At 36.4% G+C, this 18,870-nt stretch carries 18 protein-coding genes and 1 riboswitch; of the genes, 12 read left to right on the top strand and 6 right to left on the bottom strand.

The window, feature by feature from the left end:
* Positions 1-109 precede the first annotated feature (109 nt).
* Both J2786_RS01880 and J2786_RS01875 read left to right on the top strand, forming a co-directional pair.
* A complete protein-coding gene (locus tag J2786_RS01880) occupies positions 110-2,344 on the top strand; it encodes a DUF2339 domain-containing protein (RefSeq protein ID WP_310023731.1) in 2,235 nt (744 codons plus the stop codon).
* 116 nt (positions 2,345-2,460) lie between these two features.
* On the top strand, positions 2,461-2,898 hold the full coding sequence (locus J2786_RS01875; RefSeq protein WP_047432093.1) for a hypothetical protein: 438 nt from the start codon (positions 2,461-2,463) through the stop codon (positions 2,896-2,898).
* 48 nt (positions 2,899-2,946) lie between these two features.
* Here J2786_RS01875 and J2786_RS01870 read toward each other — a convergent pair whose 3' ends face one another.
* Positions 2,947-4,224, bottom strand: a complete 1,278-nt coding sequence (locus J2786_RS01870) for a replication-associated recombination protein A (protein WP_047433341.1) — start codon at positions 4,222-4,224, stop codon at positions 2,947-2,949.
* A 102-nt stretch (positions 4,225-4,326) separates the two neighbouring features.
* Here J2786_RS01870 and yidD point away from each other — a divergent pair, with 102 nt between their 5' ends.
* Together yidD and lgt are read left to right on the top strand one after the other, a co-directional pair.
* The gene (yidD, locus tag J2786_RS01865; RefSeq protein WP_034695943.1) at positions 4,327-4,578 is read left to right on the top strand and encodes a membrane protein insertion efficiency factor YidD; all 252 of its coding nucleotides are present in this window, start codon (positions 4,327-4,329) and stop codon (positions 4,576-4,578) included.
* Positions 4,579-5,027: 449 nt separating this feature from the next.
* On the top strand, positions 5,028-5,876 hold the full coding sequence (gene lgt, locus J2786_RS01860; protein ID WP_047433342.1) for a prolipoprotein diacylglyceryl transferase: 849 nt from the start codon (positions 5,028-5,030) through the stop codon (positions 5,874-5,876).
* Between the two features lie 73 nt (positions 5,877-5,949).
* Here the strand turns inward: lgt and J2786_RS01855 are convergent, their stop codons facing one another.
* Complete coding sequence (locus J2786_RS01855; RefSeq protein ID WP_047432097.1) at positions 5,950-7,467, bottom strand: bifunctional ADP-dependent NAD(P)H-hydrate dehydratase/NAD(P)H-hydrate epimerase; 1,518 nt, start codon at positions 7,465-7,467, stop codon at positions 5,950-5,952.
* Positions 7,468-7,713: 246 nt separating this feature from the next.
* Between J2786_RS01855 and mscL the strand changes: the two genes are divergently transcribed.
* Positions 7,714-8,091 (top strand): large conductance mechanosensitive channel protein MscL, encoded by a 378-nt coding sequence (gene mscL / locus J2786_RS01850; RefSeq protein ID WP_047432100.1) that lies wholly within the window; start codon positions 7,714-7,716, stop codon positions 8,089-8,091.
* A gap of 74 nt (positions 8,092-8,165) precedes the next feature.
* On the opposite strand, the gene J2786_RS01845 is transcribed toward mscL, so the two are convergent.
* Together J2786_RS01845 and J2786_RS01840 are read right to left on the bottom strand one after the other, a co-directional pair.
* On the bottom strand, positions 8,166-9,125 hold the full coding sequence (locus J2786_RS01845) for a D-2-hydroxyacid dehydrogenase (protein ID WP_047432103.1): 960 nt from the start codon (positions 9,123-9,125) through the stop codon (positions 8,166-8,168).
* 87 nt (positions 9,126-9,212) lie between these two features.
* The gene (locus J2786_RS01840) at positions 9,213-9,623 is read right to left on the bottom strand and encodes an LNS2 domain-containing protein (protein WP_047376850.1); all 411 of its coding nucleotides are present in this window, start codon (positions 9,621-9,623) and stop codon (positions 9,213-9,215) included.
* Between the two features lie 295 nt (positions 9,624-9,918).
* On the opposite strand from J2786_RS01840, the gene idi reads away from it, so the two are divergent.
* Genes idi through gcvT form a run of 3 tightly spaced genes read left to right on the top strand, consistent with a single transcriptional unit; the run spans position 9,919 to position 11,987 of the window.
* Positions 9,919-10,428, top strand: coding sequence for an isopentenyl-diphosphate Delta-isomerase (gene idi / locus J2786_RS01835; RefSeq protein ID WP_047432106.1), 510 nt, complete (start codon positions 9,919-9,921; stop codon positions 10,426-10,428).
* Positions 10,428-10,901 carry a hypothetical protein gene (locus J2786_RS01830; protein ID WP_047432109.1) on the top strand — a complete coding sequence of 158 codons (474 nt, stop codon included), beginning with the start codon at positions 10,428-10,430 and terminating at the stop codon, positions 10,899-10,901. Before idi ends, J2786_RS01830 begins: the two co-directional genes overlap by 1 nt.
* Before the next feature lie 9 nt (positions 10,902-10,910).
* Complete coding sequence (gcvT, locus tag J2786_RS01825) at positions 10,911-11,987, top strand: glycine cleavage system aminomethyltransferase GcvT (RefSeq protein ID WP_047432112.1); 1,077 nt, start codon at positions 10,911-10,913, stop codon at positions 11,985-11,987.
* A gap of 141 nt (positions 11,988-12,128) precedes the next feature.
* On the opposite strand, the gene J2786_RS01820 is transcribed toward gcvT, so the two are convergent.
* Positions 12,129-13,721: a phage tail-like protein gene (locus tag J2786_RS01820; RefSeq protein ID WP_310023729.1), complete on the bottom strand. Its 1,593-nt coding sequence runs from the start codon at positions 13,719-13,721 to the stop codon at positions 12,129-12,131.
* 290 nt (positions 13,722-14,011) lie between these two features.
* The gene (locus J2786_RS01815) at positions 14,012-14,365 is read right to left on the bottom strand and encodes an arsenate reductase family protein (RefSeq protein ID WP_047432115.1); all 354 of its coding nucleotides are present in this window, start codon (positions 14,363-14,365) and stop codon (positions 14,012-14,014) included.
* Between the two features lie 120 nt (positions 14,366-14,485).
* Here J2786_RS01815 and J2786_RS01810 point away from each other — a divergent pair, with 120 nt between their 5' ends.
* From J2786_RS01810 to J2786_RS01795, 4 genes are all read left to right on the top strand, one after another.
* On the top strand, positions 14,486-14,953 hold the full coding sequence (locus J2786_RS01810; protein WP_047432118.1) for an acyl-CoA thioesterase: 468 nt from the start codon (positions 14,486-14,488) through the stop codon (positions 14,951-14,953).
* A 107-nt stretch (positions 14,954-15,060) separates the two neighbouring features.
* Positions 15,061-15,900, top strand: coding sequence for a GLPGLI family protein (locus J2786_RS01805; protein ID WP_082001975.1), 840 nt, complete (start codon positions 15,061-15,063; stop codon positions 15,898-15,900).
* A 233-nt stretch (positions 15,901-16,133) separates the two neighbouring features.
* A riboswitch (Fluoride riboswitch) is annotated at positions 16,134-16,201 on the top strand.
* A 31-nt stretch (positions 16,202-16,232) separates the two neighbouring features.
* Positions 16,233-17,540 (top strand): voltage-gated chloride channel family protein, encoded by a 1,308-nt coding sequence (locus tag J2786_RS01800; RefSeq protein ID WP_185097542.1) that lies wholly within the window; start codon positions 16,233-16,235, stop codon positions 17,538-17,540.
* A 326-nt stretch (positions 17,541-17,866) separates the two neighbouring features.
* Positions 17,867-18,742, top strand: coding sequence for a LysR family transcriptional regulator (locus J2786_RS01795; RefSeq protein ID WP_047432120.1), 876 nt, complete (start codon positions 17,867-17,869; stop codon positions 18,740-18,742).
* The last annotated feature ends 128 nt before the right edge of the window (positions 18,743-18,870 follow it).

Genomic DNA, 18,870 nt, shown 5'->3' with positions numbered 1-18,870 from the left:
ACATATTGTTAGTTATCTATACCATTTAACCCATCGCTTATACCGCGATGGGTTAATTTTTTTAAATAGCATATGAAACATTTCTTTATATTTGATAAAAACTAATGAAATGAATGAATTTGTTGCGGCCATCATCTTTATCATTATCTTCATCATTTTCAATAACCTGAATACCAAAATCAGAAAATTGGAAAAGGAGATTTCAGATCTTAATGATAAGATCAATACTCCTCCTCTGGCTCAGACTGAAGCAATTCATAAGAAGGCGACAACGGAAGAGACATTCATTCCACAGCAAGAAGAATCTCACCAGGTTTATCATGAGAAAATAAAAAACAGTGAAGAAAGTGAAAAAGGCCCAACATCACTTCAAAAAGACTGGCTTACTCCTGTTTCTGACTTTTTAAAACAAAACATTCTTACCATTATTGGTATTTTTACCCTTGTTCTCGGAATTGGTTATTTTGTAAAATACGCGATTGATAAAAACTGGATTGGTGAAGCAGCAAGAGCGGGAATTGGTTTTTGTACCGGAGCAGGAATCATTATAACCGGACATTTTCTCAGAAAAAACTACCCGGCTTTTTCATCTATTATTACAGGGGGCGGAATTGCTGTTTTATATTTCACAGCTACCATTGCTTTCCGTGAATACCATCTGTTTACCCAGAATACCGCTTTTATCATCACCGCACTGATTACCGCAGCTTCCATTATCCTATCCTATTATTATAAAAGTGAAGTACTGATTATCTTTTCACTGATAGGAGGTTTTGCAGCTCCCCTGATGATCAGCTCGGGACAAAGTAACTATCTTTTCCTTTTTATTTATATCACTCTTTTAAATACAGGAATGCTGGCTGCCTCTTTTCTTCAGCACTGGAAAAGCGTGGGCTGGACCGCTTATATTTTTACAACAGGCTATCTTTTACTTTGGACCAATGAAAGCCCAGAGCTTTTAAGCATTACTTTTTATCTGATCAGTTATGTGATTTTCTACATTTTTGCCCTTCACGATTACTTCAGAAAAAATATACTTGCAACCTCTGATATTTTAATACTTGCCCTTGCTAACTTTTCAAGTATTCTGGGACTGCTTTACATTTTTGATACGTTAAAATATGAACCCCAAATTATTTTCCCTCTTATTTTTGCTGCTGTAAACACTGTTCTTCTGTTCAGAGAATATACCCGCAAGAGCTTTGGAATTACCTATTCCGTATTCGCAGGGCTTGTTACCAGCCTTATAACTGTTGCAATTGCTATTCAGTTTAAGACCCATCTCATTACCAGCATTTGGGCAATAGAAACAACCCTGCTTCTCTTCATCTGGAAAAAAACAGGTCATAAAATTTTCAAAATCTTCTTTTATATCCTGTTTCCCTTCGTGATGATTGCTCAGCTTATCACCTGGACTGCGTATTTTGGAACCAAAGATTTCAATATCATATTTAACGCCCCGTTTATCACCAGCTCTTTCACCATTATTTCTATAATAATTAATTTATATTTATTAAGAAATACAGCCAAAGAGCCACAAGGAAAAGACCGTAACTTTTTCGAAGATCTTATTACAGTAGTCAGCTATGGAGTTATCTACATAACTTTTCTTCTTGAGATTACATATCAGATTTCAGAAATGCCATGGTCCGCCATTACCAGCACAGGACTTTTATTCAGTATTTATTATATTTTTGTTTTATTACTTTTCAGGAAACTGCTAAGCCTCAGAAATGATGTTCAAAACATACTGATTTATCTTTTTTACTTCCTGATCGTCATAAACACATCGGTTTCTACACTTTCCCTTGTGGCTGATATCTTAACAAAAAAACTGCATGTAAGTTTTTATTTCTTCCATCTGTTTCAGTGGATTCCGTTTCTATATATAGGGTACAGGATTATTCCATCTTCAACGTTTCACAAGCAATGGATTTCTTACTGGATCCAGTCTTTGGCAATCATTATCTCTGTAAGCTGTGAACTTCACCATTCATATATTTTAATGACTTCCAGTGATCTTTCTCATTCTTATACCGCAAGTGCACATTTCAATATTCTTTATCTTCCTGTTATATGGACAATTCTCGCCAGCCTATTTATTTATACAGGCCTGAAAAAGAATATTCAGGAATATAACAAGATTGGTTTTGCTCTGATAGGTGTGATGGTATTAAAACTTTACGGGTATGATGTATGGCAAATGGATAATATTTCAAGAATAAGCGCCTTTATTGTTCTCGGAGTTATTTTATTATTAAGCTCTTTCACTTTTCAGCGACTGAAAAATATGATCAGAAATATGGTGGATAAAAAAGATAAAACGGAAGAAAGCAAAGACTAATAATCTGGATTAAAGTTTTTATTTCTAAATTAAATTCAAAACAATTTAATATTTGATTCAAATTTTGTAAAAAATAACTATATTTATCACGTTTTTAACAGTTACATATTCTGATTATGAAAAAATTACTCTATTCTTTTTTATTACTATCCTCTGCTACTTTATTTGCCCAGCAAAAAAATCCTGCGGTAAAGTTTGCAGTGGCTGATAATGCCATTGGGACAGTAGAATTGTTCAATACCAAAAAGAACGTATTGCAGGTTTCAAAGGTATACAGTACTTCCGCCAGCCTTCCCCAAAGCTTAAAAAAATACAGTTCTGTTTTTACGAAAGGGGTGACTGAATATAAGTTCAAAAACGGAGAAAATGTACTGGATAGAATGGCTTTATCCAATATGAATACTCAATACAATATTCCGGCAGACCATCCTGTATTTATTGAAGGATATGAATTCACAGACACCAGTACCATGATTTATCCTGAAATCAAAAAAAGAACAGAAACAAAAGATTATAACGGTAAGAAAACATTGTTTATTTATACTACTGAATAACTTGAATACTATAGAAAGGATGCTGTTTTTCAGCATCCTTTTTTATTTTTAATATTTATTGTTCCATTTTTTCTTAAGCTCCTCGTAAATCTTCTTTTCTGTAGCATTATTACCAGGCTCATACAGTTTTACATTCCTGATTTCTTCCGGAAGAAAATCCTGTTCTACAAAATTTCCTTCATAAGAATGAGCGTACTTATATTCTTTCCCATAATCCAGATCTTTCATCAGTTTGGTAGGAGCATTTCTTAAATGAAGTGGTACAGGCAGGTTTCCCGTCTGTTTCACCAAAGCCAGCGCTTCATTGATGGCCATATACGCAGAATTACTTTTAGGTGAAACCGCAAGATACACCGCTGTTTCACTTAATATAATCCTTGCTTCAGGATTCCCGATCACATTGATCGCCTGAAAACAGTTATTAGCAACCACCAAAGCGTTTGGATTCGCCAAACCCACATCTTCAGCGGCCAGAATAAGCATTCTCCTTGCGATAAACTTAATATCTTCCCCACCGGCAATCATTCTTGCCAGCCAATACACCGCTCCGTTCGGATCACCTCCACGCATAGATTTGATGAAGGCTGAGATAATATCATAATGCTGCTCTCCGTTTTTATCATAGAGCGCCATTGTCTCCTGAAGAACTTCCAACACATCAGAATTAATAATTTCCGTTGTTCCAGAATTTTTATATTGATTTAAAACCAACTCTACGGAATTGATCAGTTTTCTGCCATCCCCACCGGAGTATTGAATAAAAGCTTCTTTTTCAAGGATTTTAAAATCTGTTCCTTCATCTTTATTATATCGTTCGGAAGCAATATCAATTAATTCCTCCAGCTTTTCATAACTCAATGCTTTTAAAACATAAACCTGACTTCTTGAAAGCAATGCTGATACTACTTCAAAACTTGGATTTTCGGTAGTCGCACCAATCAATACAATCCAGCCTTTTTCTACCGCATGCAATAATGAATCCTGCTGCGATTTATTAAACCTGTGAATCTCATCAATAAACAAGATAGGTGATTTTCCGGAGAACAGATTCTGCTTTTTTGCATCTTCAATCACATCCCTTACGTCTTTTACTCCGGAAGAAACTGCTGAAAGCTTATAAAACTTTCTTCCCGACTGTTCTGAGATAATTTCAGCCAGCGTAGTTTTTCCTGTTCCCGGAGGTCCCCAGAATATGAGTGAATTGAGGCTGTTATTTTCAATCATCTTTCTGATTGTTCCTTTGTCGCCGGTAAGGTGCTCCTGCCCCAATACATCATTGAGGGTTTTGGGTCTTAATTTTTCAGCTAATGGAATATTTTGATTCAAAGTAATTCTATTTTTTAAGATCAATGTTTCGGATTTCTGGTGGCCGAAACTTATAACAAATTTAAACTAATTTTCATTTTTTTACCCTATTTTTGCATTGTTTTGAAACTTACATTCAATAAAATCATTACATTTCCGCTGGTAATTTTGATCAAATTTTACCAATGGTTCATCTCGCCCTTACTTCCCAAAAACTGCCGTTACGAACCTACCTGCTCTCACTATATGATTGAGTCGCTACAGGTGCATGGGGTTTTTAAAGGTTTCTGGCTGGGATTTAAAAGAATTTTAAGATGCCATCCCTGGGGAGGAAGCGGTTACGACCCTGTTCCACCCAAACATAAATGTCAATAATCAAACTATCAAATCAATAGAAAATGAATACTATCTTTTTCAGAATTTACCTTGTGCTGTTTGCGTTTACAACGCAGCTTCTTTTTGCACAGGAATACCCTGGAGGTTTATCTGATGGAACCTTAGATATCAACGGAACCAATGTTCCTGTAAAAATCTATTCTACTACAGAGATGGGAGACCTTACGGCTTTTCCGGACAGAGAATCAGATAAAAGCCAGTCTTTTGTTGTGATCCTTAATGAATCCAATTTTGAGCCTGCCTATTACAATTATGGTGCTTCCACTTTAGCAAAGTACAAAGATTCACAGTACCAGTTTTTTGATAAAAACTTTAAACTTATTGATACTGGCGTTACCAAAGAAAACATCACCACTTTCAAATATGCTGTAAAAGCTGTAAAACCTATCACTGATTCTGACAACGTAGAACTTAAAACTTCATTTAAAATATGGGATCCTTCAAAAGGTATTCACATCGGATCATTTACGCTTCACTTTTATAGTTTGATGTTTGTATTTGCATTTGGTTTCGGATATATTTTGATGACAAGAATCTTTAAGATTGATAATGTGAATCAGAAATACCTGGAGCCTCTGTTCACATGGACGTTGATCGGAACCATTCTGGGAGCAAGATTAGGACATGTCATCTTCTATCAGCCGGAATTGTTTAAAGAGGATTTCTGGAGTGTATTTTTACCGATAAGTACAAAAAACGGTTTAAAATTCACAGGCTTTTCAGGACTAGCCAGCCATGGTGCTACCATTGCCTTGATTTTCACTACGCTTTATTATTCATTTAAAATCATTAAAAAAAATCCGTTCTGGGTATATGACAGATTGGGTATTGTAGTAGCTTTAGGTGGAGCATTTGTAAGAATGGGGAACTTTTTCAATTCTGAAATCGTTGGTAAACCCGCTGACCCGAATTCTCCGTTCGCTTTGCTTTTCCCACAACAAAGCAGTGAGTACGGTCTTACTGTACCCCGTTATCCAAGCCAGTTATTTGAAGCGGTAGGATACGTTCTTCTTTTCATTTTGCTATGGATACTGTACAGAAAAACAGATAAAAAATATCAGCAAGGATGGTTATTCGGTTTGTTTTTCATTATTCTTTGGGCCATCAGATTCTTTGTTGAGTTCCTTAAAGAACCACAGGGAGATGAATTCATCCAGATTGGCGGTCTGAATACAGGTCAGGTGCTTTCGATTCCTTTTATGATTGCAGGGGTTGTCATCATGATCGTTTCCAAGAAATTTAAGATCACTGAGGCAGAAAACGAGAAACCGGAATAAGCCACCAGAGAAAAAAAATAAAAAGGCAAATTTGTAGAAATACAGATTTGCCTTTTTTAATATCTTAAAATTATCACAGATTCCTCTCTGTTTTCCTGTTCAGTTCTTCAAAAACAGCTCCCAATGCATCAATGACATCAGTAGGCAGCATCGATTCTTTTGAATGCTTTTCTGAAGCAATATCTGCAGCTCTGCCATGCAGCCACACCCCCAGAATACAGGCTTCCTCTTCGGAATATTTCTGGGCCAGAAGCGAAGTCAGAATTCCGGTAAGAATATCTCCGCTTCCTCCTTTTGCAAGACCTGCATTCCCTGTAATATTATAGAATACTCTTCCTTCCGGAGTAATAACCTGGCTATGATGATCCTTGAGGACAATATAAAGACCCAGCTCTTTTGCCTTTTTCCTTGCCAGCTCAAGTCTTTTAAAAGAATTATCCGTACTTCCGAAAAGTCTCTCAAACTCTTTCGGATGAGGAGTTATGATTGATTTTTTGGGAACTAATTTCAAATTTTTCTGATTTTTTGAAATAATATTCAATGCATCGGCATCTAGAACCAATGGCTGAGAATAGCTTTTCAAAAAACTCAAAAAGCTCTTCTCTGTTCCGGAATGAGCTCCCAAACCAGGACCTGCACCACAGGTAACATCTTTGTCCATCTCAAAATTTGTGATAAACTGCTCTCCTCCTTTTATAAACATGGCCTCAGGGCATGAGGTCTGTAAAATATCATATCCACATTCCGGAGCAAGGGTAAAGGTAAGCCCCGCACCGGTTTTTAAAGCTGATTTTGTAGCCAGTACTGCCGCTCCTATTTTTCCATAGCTACCTCCTATGATGGCTGCCTTACCATAACTCCCTTTATGAGAAAATTCCTGTCTCGGAATGAATATTGAACTGATCAGCTGGTCATCAATTACAGAGTAATCAGAATCGGTTGTGTCTGCATATATTTTACTTAAATCAATATCCAGTACTATTACTTTTCCGGTATATTTTCCGGTTTCAGGATGAAGGAAGGTCTTTTTCCAGCATTGAAAAGTAAGAGTATAATCCGCTTTCAGAATAACAGGATCATAATCAAACATTTCATCAGCAGACAATCCGGAAGGAACATCAATGGATATCTTAATATTCTTTTTGGAATTCAGCTGCTCAATAAGTCCTTTTAACTCTGCTTCCAACGGTCTGGATAAACCTGTTCCGAAAAGGGCATCTACAATAATGGTTTTCTCATCAAAATTATAATGCTCGGAGGAATCAAATTTTCTGACCGAAATTCCTGACAAATCGCGGAGTCTTTTCAGATTAACAGATGTATCTTCTGAAAATTTCTTTTTGGAATCGCTTACAAATATATCTACATCGAAACCTTTAAGATAAAGTATTCTTGCAACAGCCAGCCCATCACCGCCATTGTTTCCATTACCACAAAATACAGCCAGTTTTTTATGGTTTTTACAATGTTCCGAAATCCAGTGAGCTACAGCTATTGAAGCTCTTTCCATTAATTGAATGGAAGAAACAGGCTCTTTGGAAATGGTAAACTGATCCCAGCTTCGGATCTGTTCTGCGGTAAAAATTTTCATAGGTAAAACAAACTTTTAAGCAAATTACAAAAGATTTTTCATTATGATATCACGTCATTAATAAAAATAAAAAGTTATCATTAATGAAACAATGTATTGATATAATGTAGGAATATTCATTAAAGCAGATGATAGAAATTTCGCGTAAAATTCAATATTTAGATACAAAAAACTACAAAAACGTAGTGTTTTTTACATTTTTTAATTATATTTTTGTGTATATACTAATTAAAAAAAATATAAATTATGGGATTTGTCAAAGAATTTAAAGAGTTTGCCTTTAAGGGCAATGTTCTCGATCTTGCTGTCGGTGTGATCATTGGGGCAGCATTTGGTAAAATTGTTTCGTCTTTGGTTGAAGATGTTATCACTCCTCTGATATTAAATCCGGCATTGAAAGCAGCCGGTGCAGAAAATATTGCAAAACTTACATGGAACGGAGTTGCGTATGGAAATTTCCTTTCTGCAGTAATCAGTTTCCTTTGTATTGCCATGGTTCTTTTCTGGATCATTAAACTAGCCAATAAAGTGAACAAAAAAGATGCTCCAGCTCCTGCAGGACCTACAGAGGATCAAAAATTACTTACTGAGATCAGAGATTTGTTGAAAAGCAAAAATATCTAATTTGTAAACTACATTTTAATATAAAAAGCACCTCGGTCTAACCAAGGTGCTTTATTTATAATATCATTTCCAAATTACTGAATCTGTAAGATACTTGAAATCTGCTCTGCAAGAGAAAGCCCGATTCTATCCTGTGCTTCAAGAGTAGAAGCTCCAGTATGAGGAGTAAGAGAGATTTTAGAATGAGTAAGGATCTCCTTAGATGGTGTTGGCTCATTAATGAAAACATCTAATCCTGCAAATCTTACTTTACCTGAATCCAAAGCATGAATCAAAGCTGCTTCATCAATAACTCCTCCTCTTGAACAGTTTACGATAGCCACTCCGTCTTTCATGATTTCAAATTCATTTTGACCAATCATGTAACCGTCTTTCTGAGCCGGAACGTGTAATGTAATGAAGTCTGAATGTTTTAAAACATCCTGTAACGGTTCAGTCTCGATATCAACATTGATGAACTGATTGTTATAAAACTTCACTTTAATACTTGCTTTTCCTACATTATTATCAGCTGCCACTACTCTCATTCCAAGTCCTAAAGCAATTCTTGCCACTTCCTGCCCGATTCTTCCCATTCCTACAATACCAATCGTCTTTCCTCTCAGTTCAATACCGGCAGCATAAGCTTTTTTAAGACCTGAAAATTCAGTATCTCCAACCAAAGGCATTTTTCTGTTGGAATCCTGAAGAAATCTTGCTCCGGAAAATAAATGAGCAAAAACAAGCTCAGCTACCGATTCTGAAGAAGCAGAAGGAGTATTGATCACATGGATTCCTTTTTCCCTTGCATAGTCTACATCAATATTATCCATGCCAACACCTCCTCTACCAATAATGTCGATAGATGGACATCCGTCAATAATATCTTTTCTTACCTGCGTAGCACTTCTCACCAATAGAGTACGGATTTTGTGCTCGTTAATATAATCTACCAAAAATTCCTGTGGAACTTTTGTAGTAATCACTTCAAAGCCTTTTTCTGTCAATGCATCTATTCCGGATTGATCTAGGCCGTCGTTTGCTAAAACTTTCATAAAATATCAAGTATATTAAAAAATGAAAGATTTAAAAATTAAAGGAACCGGGTTCGCATTTAATCTTTAAATCTTTGAATTATATTTTTATTCGCCGTCTTCTTTGAATACTTCAATGGTCACTTGTTTTTCTACCAAATCCGTAAATCTTCCTTTGTATCTTGTAGCTCTTACCAGGTGGTTGTCTATCCAGTGATAATTTCCTCCTCTTGGTTTTCCGCAAAGCACGCTGTGGTATTTGAAGCCATGCTTATCCAGCCAGTCGATTGTGATTTGTTTTAGATTTTCGGTTCTTGAAGTAAAAAAGCAGATCTGGTGCCCTTCATCATACCATCTGTTGACAGTTTCCAGTGCATCAGGATAAGGTTCACAGGTAACCATTCTTTCCGGTTCTTCGTTGGGAACGTCATCTGTAATGGTTCCGTCGATATCTATTAAGTAATTTTTTACGCCATCCTTTAGAATAGGACTAATGTGTTCAATGTATTCTAATTCCATTACTAAATATTAAGTAACAAAGTTAGCGTTTTTACAACTATCAGGCACGTTAATCTTCATTTATATTAAAAATATACTATAAAAAGTGTTATTTAAAGAATAATATTAATATTTTATCACCATTTTATTCAAATTAGTTAAAAATTTTCGTTTTGATATTTCTTTTTTATCAGTAATCTGTAAGAACAATGCCGATTTATGTGTAAGCACTCCCTACCTTCTCAATAGATGACAAAAAGCATGATGTTTATCTAAAAATTTCCAAAATACATTTATTACTCTTACATTTGTAGGAATGGAAGAATTTGTCGTTTTAGTAAATCCTGAGGATGAAGTTTTAGGGCTGATGGAAAAACAGCAGGCTCACATCAACGGCCTGTTACACCGTGCTTTTTCTGTATTTCTTTTCAACAGTAAAGGAGAAATGCTTCTTCAGAAAAGGGCTTCAGGCAAGTATCATTCTCCTAACCAATGGACCAATGCGGTATGCTCGCACCCACGTAACGGGGAAACTTACCAGGAGGCAGCGGTACGCAGACTAAAGGAAGAACTGGGAATTGAAGCAGAACTTTCAGAAAAATTCAATTTTATTTACAAAGCAGATGTAGGCGGTGGTCTTTGGGAGCATGAGCTGGATCATGTGTTTGTAGGAAATCATGAAGCTGATTTCAATTTAAATAAAGAAGAAGTGGAAGAAGTAAGATTCATTTCTATGGAAGATCTGGATAAAGAGATTTCCGAAAATCCTGAAAACTTTACGGAATGGTTCAAAATTATCCTCGAAGAATATAAACACCATTTTTAATGATGAAAAAAATATTGCTTTTTTCTGCACTTTTGACGGGAAGTCTGTTTTTTGCCCAAAATGCAGGTGTATTTGACACTCCGAATTATTCTATCAATGTTCCTGAAGGCTGGAAGTCCACAAATGACAGTGAGATTATCAATATTTTCCCTACCAGTCAGATTGGCGCTATCACCATTTCGGAATACCATGACCTTCCCCTTCCAAAGGAAGAAGTGAAAAAATTCATTCTGGCCCTTTATCAGTCCCATGATGAAGAGAAAAAAGTAAAAGAAAAAAAGAGCCAGAAAGGGTATACAGAATATTTCTATGAGCATTTTGATGAAAAAGAGAAGCTGTTCTGGATAACCAAGGTTTTTCAAAAAGACAAAAACTTATATTTAGTTTCCATTAATTGCGGCCAGAAATTCTGGAACGGAAACTATATGACCCTTTTCAATGAGACTTTTAACAGTTTTAAAATAAAGAAATAAAAATTAAATATGAAGAAAACAGCCTTGTACGACAAACACGTTTCTTTGGGAGCTAAGATCGTACCTTTCGCAGGTTTTGAAATGCCTGTTCAATATTCAGGGGTTACAGAAGAGCATTTTGCAGTAAGAGAAAAAGCAGGATTATTTGATGTTTCCCACATGGGACAGTTTTTCATCGAAGGGCCGGGTTCAAAAGACCTTTTACAATATGTCACAACCAATAATGTAGATGCACTTGAAAATGGAAAAGCTCAATATTCTTGTCTTCCTAACGAAAACGGAGGAATTGTAGATGATCTTATCGTTTACAAAATGGAAGATGACAAATATTTCGTGGTGGTAAACGCATCCAATATTGACAAAGACTGGAATCATATTTCAAAATACAATACTTTCGGAGCTAAAATGACTAACGCTTCTGATGAAATGTCTTTATTGGCAATTCAGGGACCTAAAGCTACTGAAATTCTTCAAAAACTTACAGAAGTAAATCTTTCAGAAATTCCTTACTACCATTTTACAGTAGGAAGCGTTGCCGGAGAAAATAACGTGATCATTTCCAACACAGGATACACAGGAAGCGGAGGTTTTGAGATCTATTTCAACAATGCAAGTGCTGAAAAACTTTGGGATGCTGTAATGGAAGCAGGTAAGGAAGAAGAAATCATTCCTTGCGGATTGGCTGCCAGAGATACTTTAAGATTAGAAAAAGGATTCTGCCTTTACGGAAATGATATTGATGATACGACCTCTCCGATTGAAGCAGGTTTAGGATGGATCACCAAGTTCGATAAAGACTTCGTTTCCAAGGATGTTTTCGCAAAACAGAAAGAAGAAGGTATTACAAGAAAATTAGTAGGCTTTGAATTGACTGACAAAGGAGTTCCGAGACATGATTATCCTGTAGTGGATGCTGAAGGAAATGTGATTGGAAAAGTAACTTCCGGAACACAGTCTCCAATGAAGAAAGTAGGTTTAGGTCTTGCATATGTAGACAAACCTCACTTCAAATTAGGATCTGAGATCTTTATCCAGGTAAGAAATAAGAATATTCCTGCAAAAGTAGTGAAAGCTCCTTTTGTATAACAGATAACTTACTAAATGAGGAAGTTGAAAATTTATTCCACTTCCTATTATCAGAAACTTATAATAAGGCCGTTTCACAACTCGTGAAACGGCCTTATCTTTTTTAGAATATATTGTATTGAAAATTATTGTTTCAGTTGACTAAAAATCTTTTGCAATGACAACCCATTCGTTGGTTGCATTTCCAAATACACCTGCCGCAATTGCAAAAATTGTAATTCTTTTCAGATCATTTACTGTCCCTAGCTTTACTCCATTAGAACTTGTAGGGGTTGAACCAAGTAAACTAACTGCTCCTCCTGCAGCCACAATAGATAAAGATTTTCCAATCTGGCTATTGGAAGGAGTAGGCAATGTTACAGAGATACCAGGATTCGAACACCAGATAACAGATTCATTTCCGGAAGCAGTAAAAGATGCTGGCGTAAAAGTAAGGGATACAGGACCAGCCAACAAGTTGTTTAAAGGTGCTTTTTGAATATCACCGGAGCTATTGATAGTCAATACATCAGTATTTCCACCTCCTGATGTAAGATTTGGAAGATTAGTTACACGAATCGGGTTACTATTTGCACTTACCTCCAGTACCCTTTGAGGGCTTGTTGTTCCAATTCCAACTCTGTTATTGGCAGCATCTACAGACAGACTGCTTCCCGCAACAGAAAAAGCATTTGTGGCTGTCCCTGTAAAAGCGAGTCTATTAGCTCCCTGCGTAACGGCACGGTTTCCGGTAAGAGTCCCATCCGTATTATAAATATTAGTAGACGCAGGTGCTGCTGGCAAAACTTTCCATGTTGCCAAACCATTAGCATCGGAAGTTAAAACCTTATCTGTACCCTGTGTTCCATCTACGATTTTCAAAACTCCACTTGTGGCGGATTCAATATGAAGTTTATTGGTAGGAGCTGTTGTACCAATACCTATATTTCCTGAAGATTTGATAGTCAGCCTTGGCGCAAAATCCGTAGCATTTCTGGTGAAAAACTGCAACCCGGCATAACTATTGGCTACATCACGGTCAATACCTGTAATGGTAGCCCCGGAAAGTCCTGTTTCAGATGTTGAAGGAATGAAACCCAGCTCTGCAAACTGTCCACCGGTGCTATTTAAATTATACAGCGTAATATTTCTTGATACTCCTTGCAGACATGGGGCACCACAATTTTCAATTCCTGCAGAAATGGTATTGGTTGTTGCTCCAGAGCTATTTTGAACAGACAGCGAAGAAGAAGGTGCTATGGTACCAACCCCCACTCTGTTATTTGCAGCATCTACTGAAAAGTTTTTACCATTCACTGAGAATGCATTGGTCTGCGTTCCTGTAAAAGCCAGGGTATTAGCCCCTTGTGCAACGATACGGTTTCCACTAAGAGCGCCATCGGTATTATAAATATTGCCTGCTACTGCATTTGTAGGGTTGTGTAGCTTTACCCATGCTGTCCCATTGTAATAATAATAATACCCGGCAGCATCAATATTTACAGCTGTCCCTGACTGTGATCCGGTAGCTATGCTGTTTACAAAAATTAAGGTTGAAGTAGGAACACTTATCATGCTTTGTGCCCTTTGTCTGTCTAGGCGGGGAATCAGCATTCCATCTACATTGGAGGAAGTACCTGTTGAAGATTTTGCAGTTGCATCAAAAGTGGCAGCAGGATTTGTTGTATTCACTCCAACCTGTCCATAGGCAGATAGTCCTACTCCCATTAAGGAAATAAAGATAGTTTTTTTCATCAGTGTGTTTGTCAATTAATTTTCAAATATACACAAAAAGCAAAAACTTTAGATAAAATTAACTTAATTTAACAAAAATAAAACATTTAAACAATGTATTTTTTATGAAATCAATATTAAAATTTTTAATTTAATACTATATTTTATATAATGTATTTAGCAATTTATATTGTTAAAAAAGAAATTTACACACCATATCTGTTTTTTTCAACATCATAAATCCGCCACAACAGAATCCCTTTACATCTATTGTTCCTGCAACTCACACCCCAATGTTAGATCTGATTTTATCAACTCACCCCAAAGAACATTCTGAGAGTTTCCAGATTTTTCTTATCATTTCCTACGAAGATTTCATTATCTGTTATAAAAACAGGTCTTTTCAGGAAGGTATAATGATCCAATAGTAATTCTTTACAATCTTTTTCAGTCAATGCTTTTACATCCAGGCCTCTCAATTTGATCTGAGTAGATTTTTTACTGAACAAAGCTTCGTATGATTTCGTTTTTTTATGCATTTCTGCCAATTCTTCTTTTGTAATCGGCTCTTTTTTGATTTCGCGAAGCTGCCAGTCTGTGAGATCAAATTGGGCTAAAATTTTTCTGCAGGTATCACATGTGTTGAGATAAAATACTTTCTTCATTACGTTTCTAAATCTGTTATTGGTTAAAATTCCCTTTCATTGAAAGTTTCGTCTTTCAAAAGTAGGATTTAATCTAAAACTTTGGAAATTATTAAATAACTTTATTCAAATTTTATAAAGATGCAGAACAAGCCTATTACTTTTCAGTTTATTTCGGAACCTTCAGATGTTAATTACGGAGGAAATGTACATGGAGGAAGTGTTATGAAATGGATTGACCAGGCCGGCTATGCATGTGCGACAACCTGGAGTGGTAATTACTCTGTTACCGTTTATGTTGGTGGAATCCGTTTCTATGATCCTATTAAAATTGGTGAAGTAGTAAAAGTAGACGCCCAGGTAATCTATACCGGAACTTCAAGCATGCATATCGCGATCAATGTTTTTTCAAGAAACCTGAAACAACCTAATTTTGAGAAAAAAACCCATTGTATCATTGTTTTTGTGGCCGTAGATGAAAATGGGAAAAAGCTCCCTGTACCGAAATGGATTCCGGAAACAGAAGAAGAAAAACAACAGGAAATTTATGCTAAACGTCTGATGGAGCTGAGAACACAGATTGAGGATGAGATGAAGCCGTTTTTGTAGAGACGAGGTGCGGGGTAAGGTGATGCGAGGTTCGGGATGCGAGTTGCGGGGTTCGTGGATTTAAAGTTTAAGGTTATAGCAACTAATTACAAAACTAACCACATTATATGAAGAGTATTTTTACCTTAATGATATTGCTCATGATGGCTTTGGCCCAGGCTCAGACGCATCGGTTTATTTATGAGCTGCAGTATAAGATGGATTCCACAGAAACCACTTATGAGAAGCTGAATATGATACTGGATATTACCCCAAAAGAGGTAAAATTTTATGGAAGAAATCTGATCACCACAGATTCTTTAAATAAAAAATTCGGAATGAATACCAGTCATACCGATATGTCCGGACAGATAGTGAAAAGAAAAATCAATTCTTTTGATAATGAAAATTTCATCAATATTAAAAATGGATATTACTCCTTTAAAACTACGGATAAAATACACTGGTCCATTTCCGATGAAACTAAAAAGTTAGAAAACTATACTTTACAAAAGGCCACGACACAATTTGGAGGGAGAAACTGGACAGCCTGGTTCTGTAAAGATATCCCTTTTAATGAAGGTCCTTTTAAACTCCGTGGGCTACCGGGTTTGATATTTGAATTATCTGATACGAAAAAGAACTTCATTTATCATCTTATTAAAAGTCAGGAGCTGCCGGAAGTATACCCGACCGATAGTTTTGTGGAATCTAATTTCGGAAATAAAGCCATTCCCATCAATGAAAAACAGAAGAATAAGCTGATCATGGAATTTTACAACGATCCTTTTGCTTTTGAAAGAAACAATTTCAGCAAATCCAATACCGATTTGAGAATTAACATCAATGGGAAAGAAATCCGTAACGTGGATGAGCTGAACACCCAAACCAAAAGTATGCAGGAGGTCATAAGAAAATACAACAATCCTGTTGAAATCGATAAGGCAATACATTATCCGATCTATTAAAACTCTGATATATTTTTTAAGTTTGGGCTAAAGCCAGTGGAAATTGTGAAATTTATTTGGGCGGGCTAAAGTCCACCTCTATTGATCCTGACATACGGATATTTAGTGATAATATCTTTTATCTTTTATCTTTTATCTTTTATCTTTTATCTTTTATCTTTTATCTTTTATCTTTTATCTTTTATCTTTTATCTTTTATCTTTTATCTTTTTACCATAATTCATATATTTGTATTATCAAAAGGAAATGGTGTTCTTCCTTACCCAACCGCTTTACAGAAGCTGATGACGCCTGATTAAAAGATTATTAACAAATAACTAATCAGGATTATTATGTCAAAAAGTCAACGAACACTTGGTAAAAAAGCAGTTTTTCACACCCATTTTTTCTTCAGAAAATTTCCGGCGCTTCCTTATATTTTAAAATGGCTCTTCATCAGTATTATTATTGGTGCTTTGGTAGGAACCGCATCTGCAGGATTTCTTCAGTCGTTGGAATGGGCAACCCGTTTCAGGGAAAACCACCTCTGGCTGATTGCTCTGCTTCCTGCTGCAGGATTTCTGATAGGACTTCTTTACTATTATTTCGGAAAAGATGTGGAAGCAGGAAATAACCTTTTGATTGATACCATTCATGAATCTAAGGGAATAATTCCGTTTAAAATGGCACCTTTTGTGTATCTGGGGACAATTGCAACTCATTTTTTCGGTGGCTCAGCAGGTCGTGAAGGAACAGCACTTCAAATGGCAGGTGCTATCGCAGACCAGCTTACGAAACCTTTTAAGCTTGACAGAAACGAAAGAAAAATATTGATTATTTCTGCTATTGCCGCCGGATTTGGTTCTGTTTTTGGAACTCCATTAGCAGGAGCTGTTTTTGGCCTTGAGGTTTTCCTGATCGGAAGAATTCGTTACAATGCTATCTTTCCTGCATTTGCTTCTGCAATTCTGGCAGACTGGGTTACCAATCTCTGGAAAGTAAAACATACTCATTACCATATTGATTTTATTCCCAAACTTGAGTTTTTACCAATTTTGTACAGCATCCTGGCCGGAATAGCTTTTGGAATATGCGCTGCTGCTTTCAGTAAACTCATTCATTGGATGGGATCCTTTTTCAAATCGAAAATTAACTATCCCCCGCTTCGCCCTGTTGTGGGAGGAATCATTATAGCGCTTGCTGTTTTTGCAATAGGCACTACCCGCTATATAGGATTAGGAGTTCCTGTGATTGTAGAATCTTTTGAAAAGCAACTTCCTTTATATGATTTTGCTTTAAAAATGATCTTTACCATTATTACGCTTTCAGCTGGATTTAAAGGCGGAGAAGTTACTCCTTTATTCTTTATCGGAGCTACATTGGGCAGTGCTTTGTCTCTGTTTATTCCCCTGCCTTTCGGATTATTGGCAGGAATGGGATTTGTAGCTGTATTTGCCGGAGCAACCAATACTCCTTTGGCCTGTATGCTGATGGGAATTGAATTATTCGGAGCTGAATCCGGTGTGTATGTAGCGATCGCCTGTGTTGTTTCCTATCTTCTTTCAGGACATAACAGCATTTATACAAAACAAAAGATTGGAGAAGCAAAAAACAGAAGATTTGAGAGTCAGCAGGACAAGTCAATTTCAGATTTTTTATAATGGGTTACGAGATTCGTGGTGCGGATTGCGAAGTGAATGATTCGGGATTCGGGATGCGAAATCACAGCTATTGGTTTATTTTGTTACTGGTTATGGGATTCTGGTTATGTATTGGTTCTTAGTTGTACACTTATAACACCTTGAAACCTGAAACCCCGAATCCCGGATCTCTCAAATCCTTAGAATCAAAAACCCCCGAAACTCGCAAACCATCAGACTCCAAAACCCCGAAACCCGCAACACGCATCTCATCACCCTCAAACCTCCCACTCTCAAACTCTCCGCTCCCCTTCTCCATTTCCAACAATAATTCGTAATTTTACCTCATGTTCGATTACAGATTAAAAGTTTTCCATACGGTAGCTACCCGATTAAGTTTCACTAAAGCTTCAGAAGAGCTGCACATTTCACAACCCGCTGTTACTAAACACATTAAAGAAATCGAAACTCAGATAGGCGCCAAATTATTTGACCGTAAAGGAACTTCTATCCAACTGACTCAGAGCGGAAAAATTTTGTTTGAACATGCAGAGAAGATCAGAAATATCTACCGTGACATGGAGTTTGAGATCAGTCAGATCAGTCAGCAGCATAAAGGGAAACTGATTATCGGCGCAAGCACAACTGTTGCCCAGTATATTTTACCTGAAATTTTAGCCAAATTCAATTCTTATTATAAAGATATTAAAATTGAACTTCTTACAGGAAATACGGAAACAATCTCAACCCTTCTAAAGGAAGAAAAAATTGATCTGGGTATCATTGAAGGAGAGTCACAGTCTTCTTATTTTGAATATACAACTTTTAAGCCTGATGAAATTGTTCTGGCTGCCAAATCTGATCACCCTCTTGCCCATAAAACGTTACATTTAAAAGATTTGTATCAATTGGATTTGATCTTCAGAGAACAGGGTTCCGGGACTTTGGAATTTATACAAAACAGACTTAAAGAAAAGGAAATCAATATCCATGAACTGAATACCATTATGCAGCTGGGAAGCAGTGAAAGCATTAAGAATTACCTTCTCCACTCGGAATGTATGGCATTTCTTTCCATCAGTACCATTCTGAATGAATTGAAAAATAATATCCTGACCGTTATTGATATTAAAAACTTTAGTATTGAAAGAGATTTTCATTTTATCCTGCCAAAAGGAGACCAGTCTGAACTGATTAAGCTTTTTCTGAGATTTGCAGAATAATCCCTTATGATGTAAAATCCTATTATTTTTTAGCATGATTATTAAAAATATACGAAGCTTTTAAGTTTTGGCTAAAGCCAATGGAATTTTATTTTCTTTTGGCTGGGCTAAAGCCCAACCCTATTGAT

Origin of the sequence: Chryseobacterium vietnamense (assembly GCF_031454475.1) — a bacterium.
Classification (GTDB): domain Bacteria; phylum Bacteroidota; class Bacteroidia; order Flavobacteriales; family Weeksellaceae; genus Chryseobacterium; species Chryseobacterium vietnamense.
Note: the sequence above shows the minus strand (reverse complement) of the source record. Positions and strands in the feature narration are given on the sequence as shown.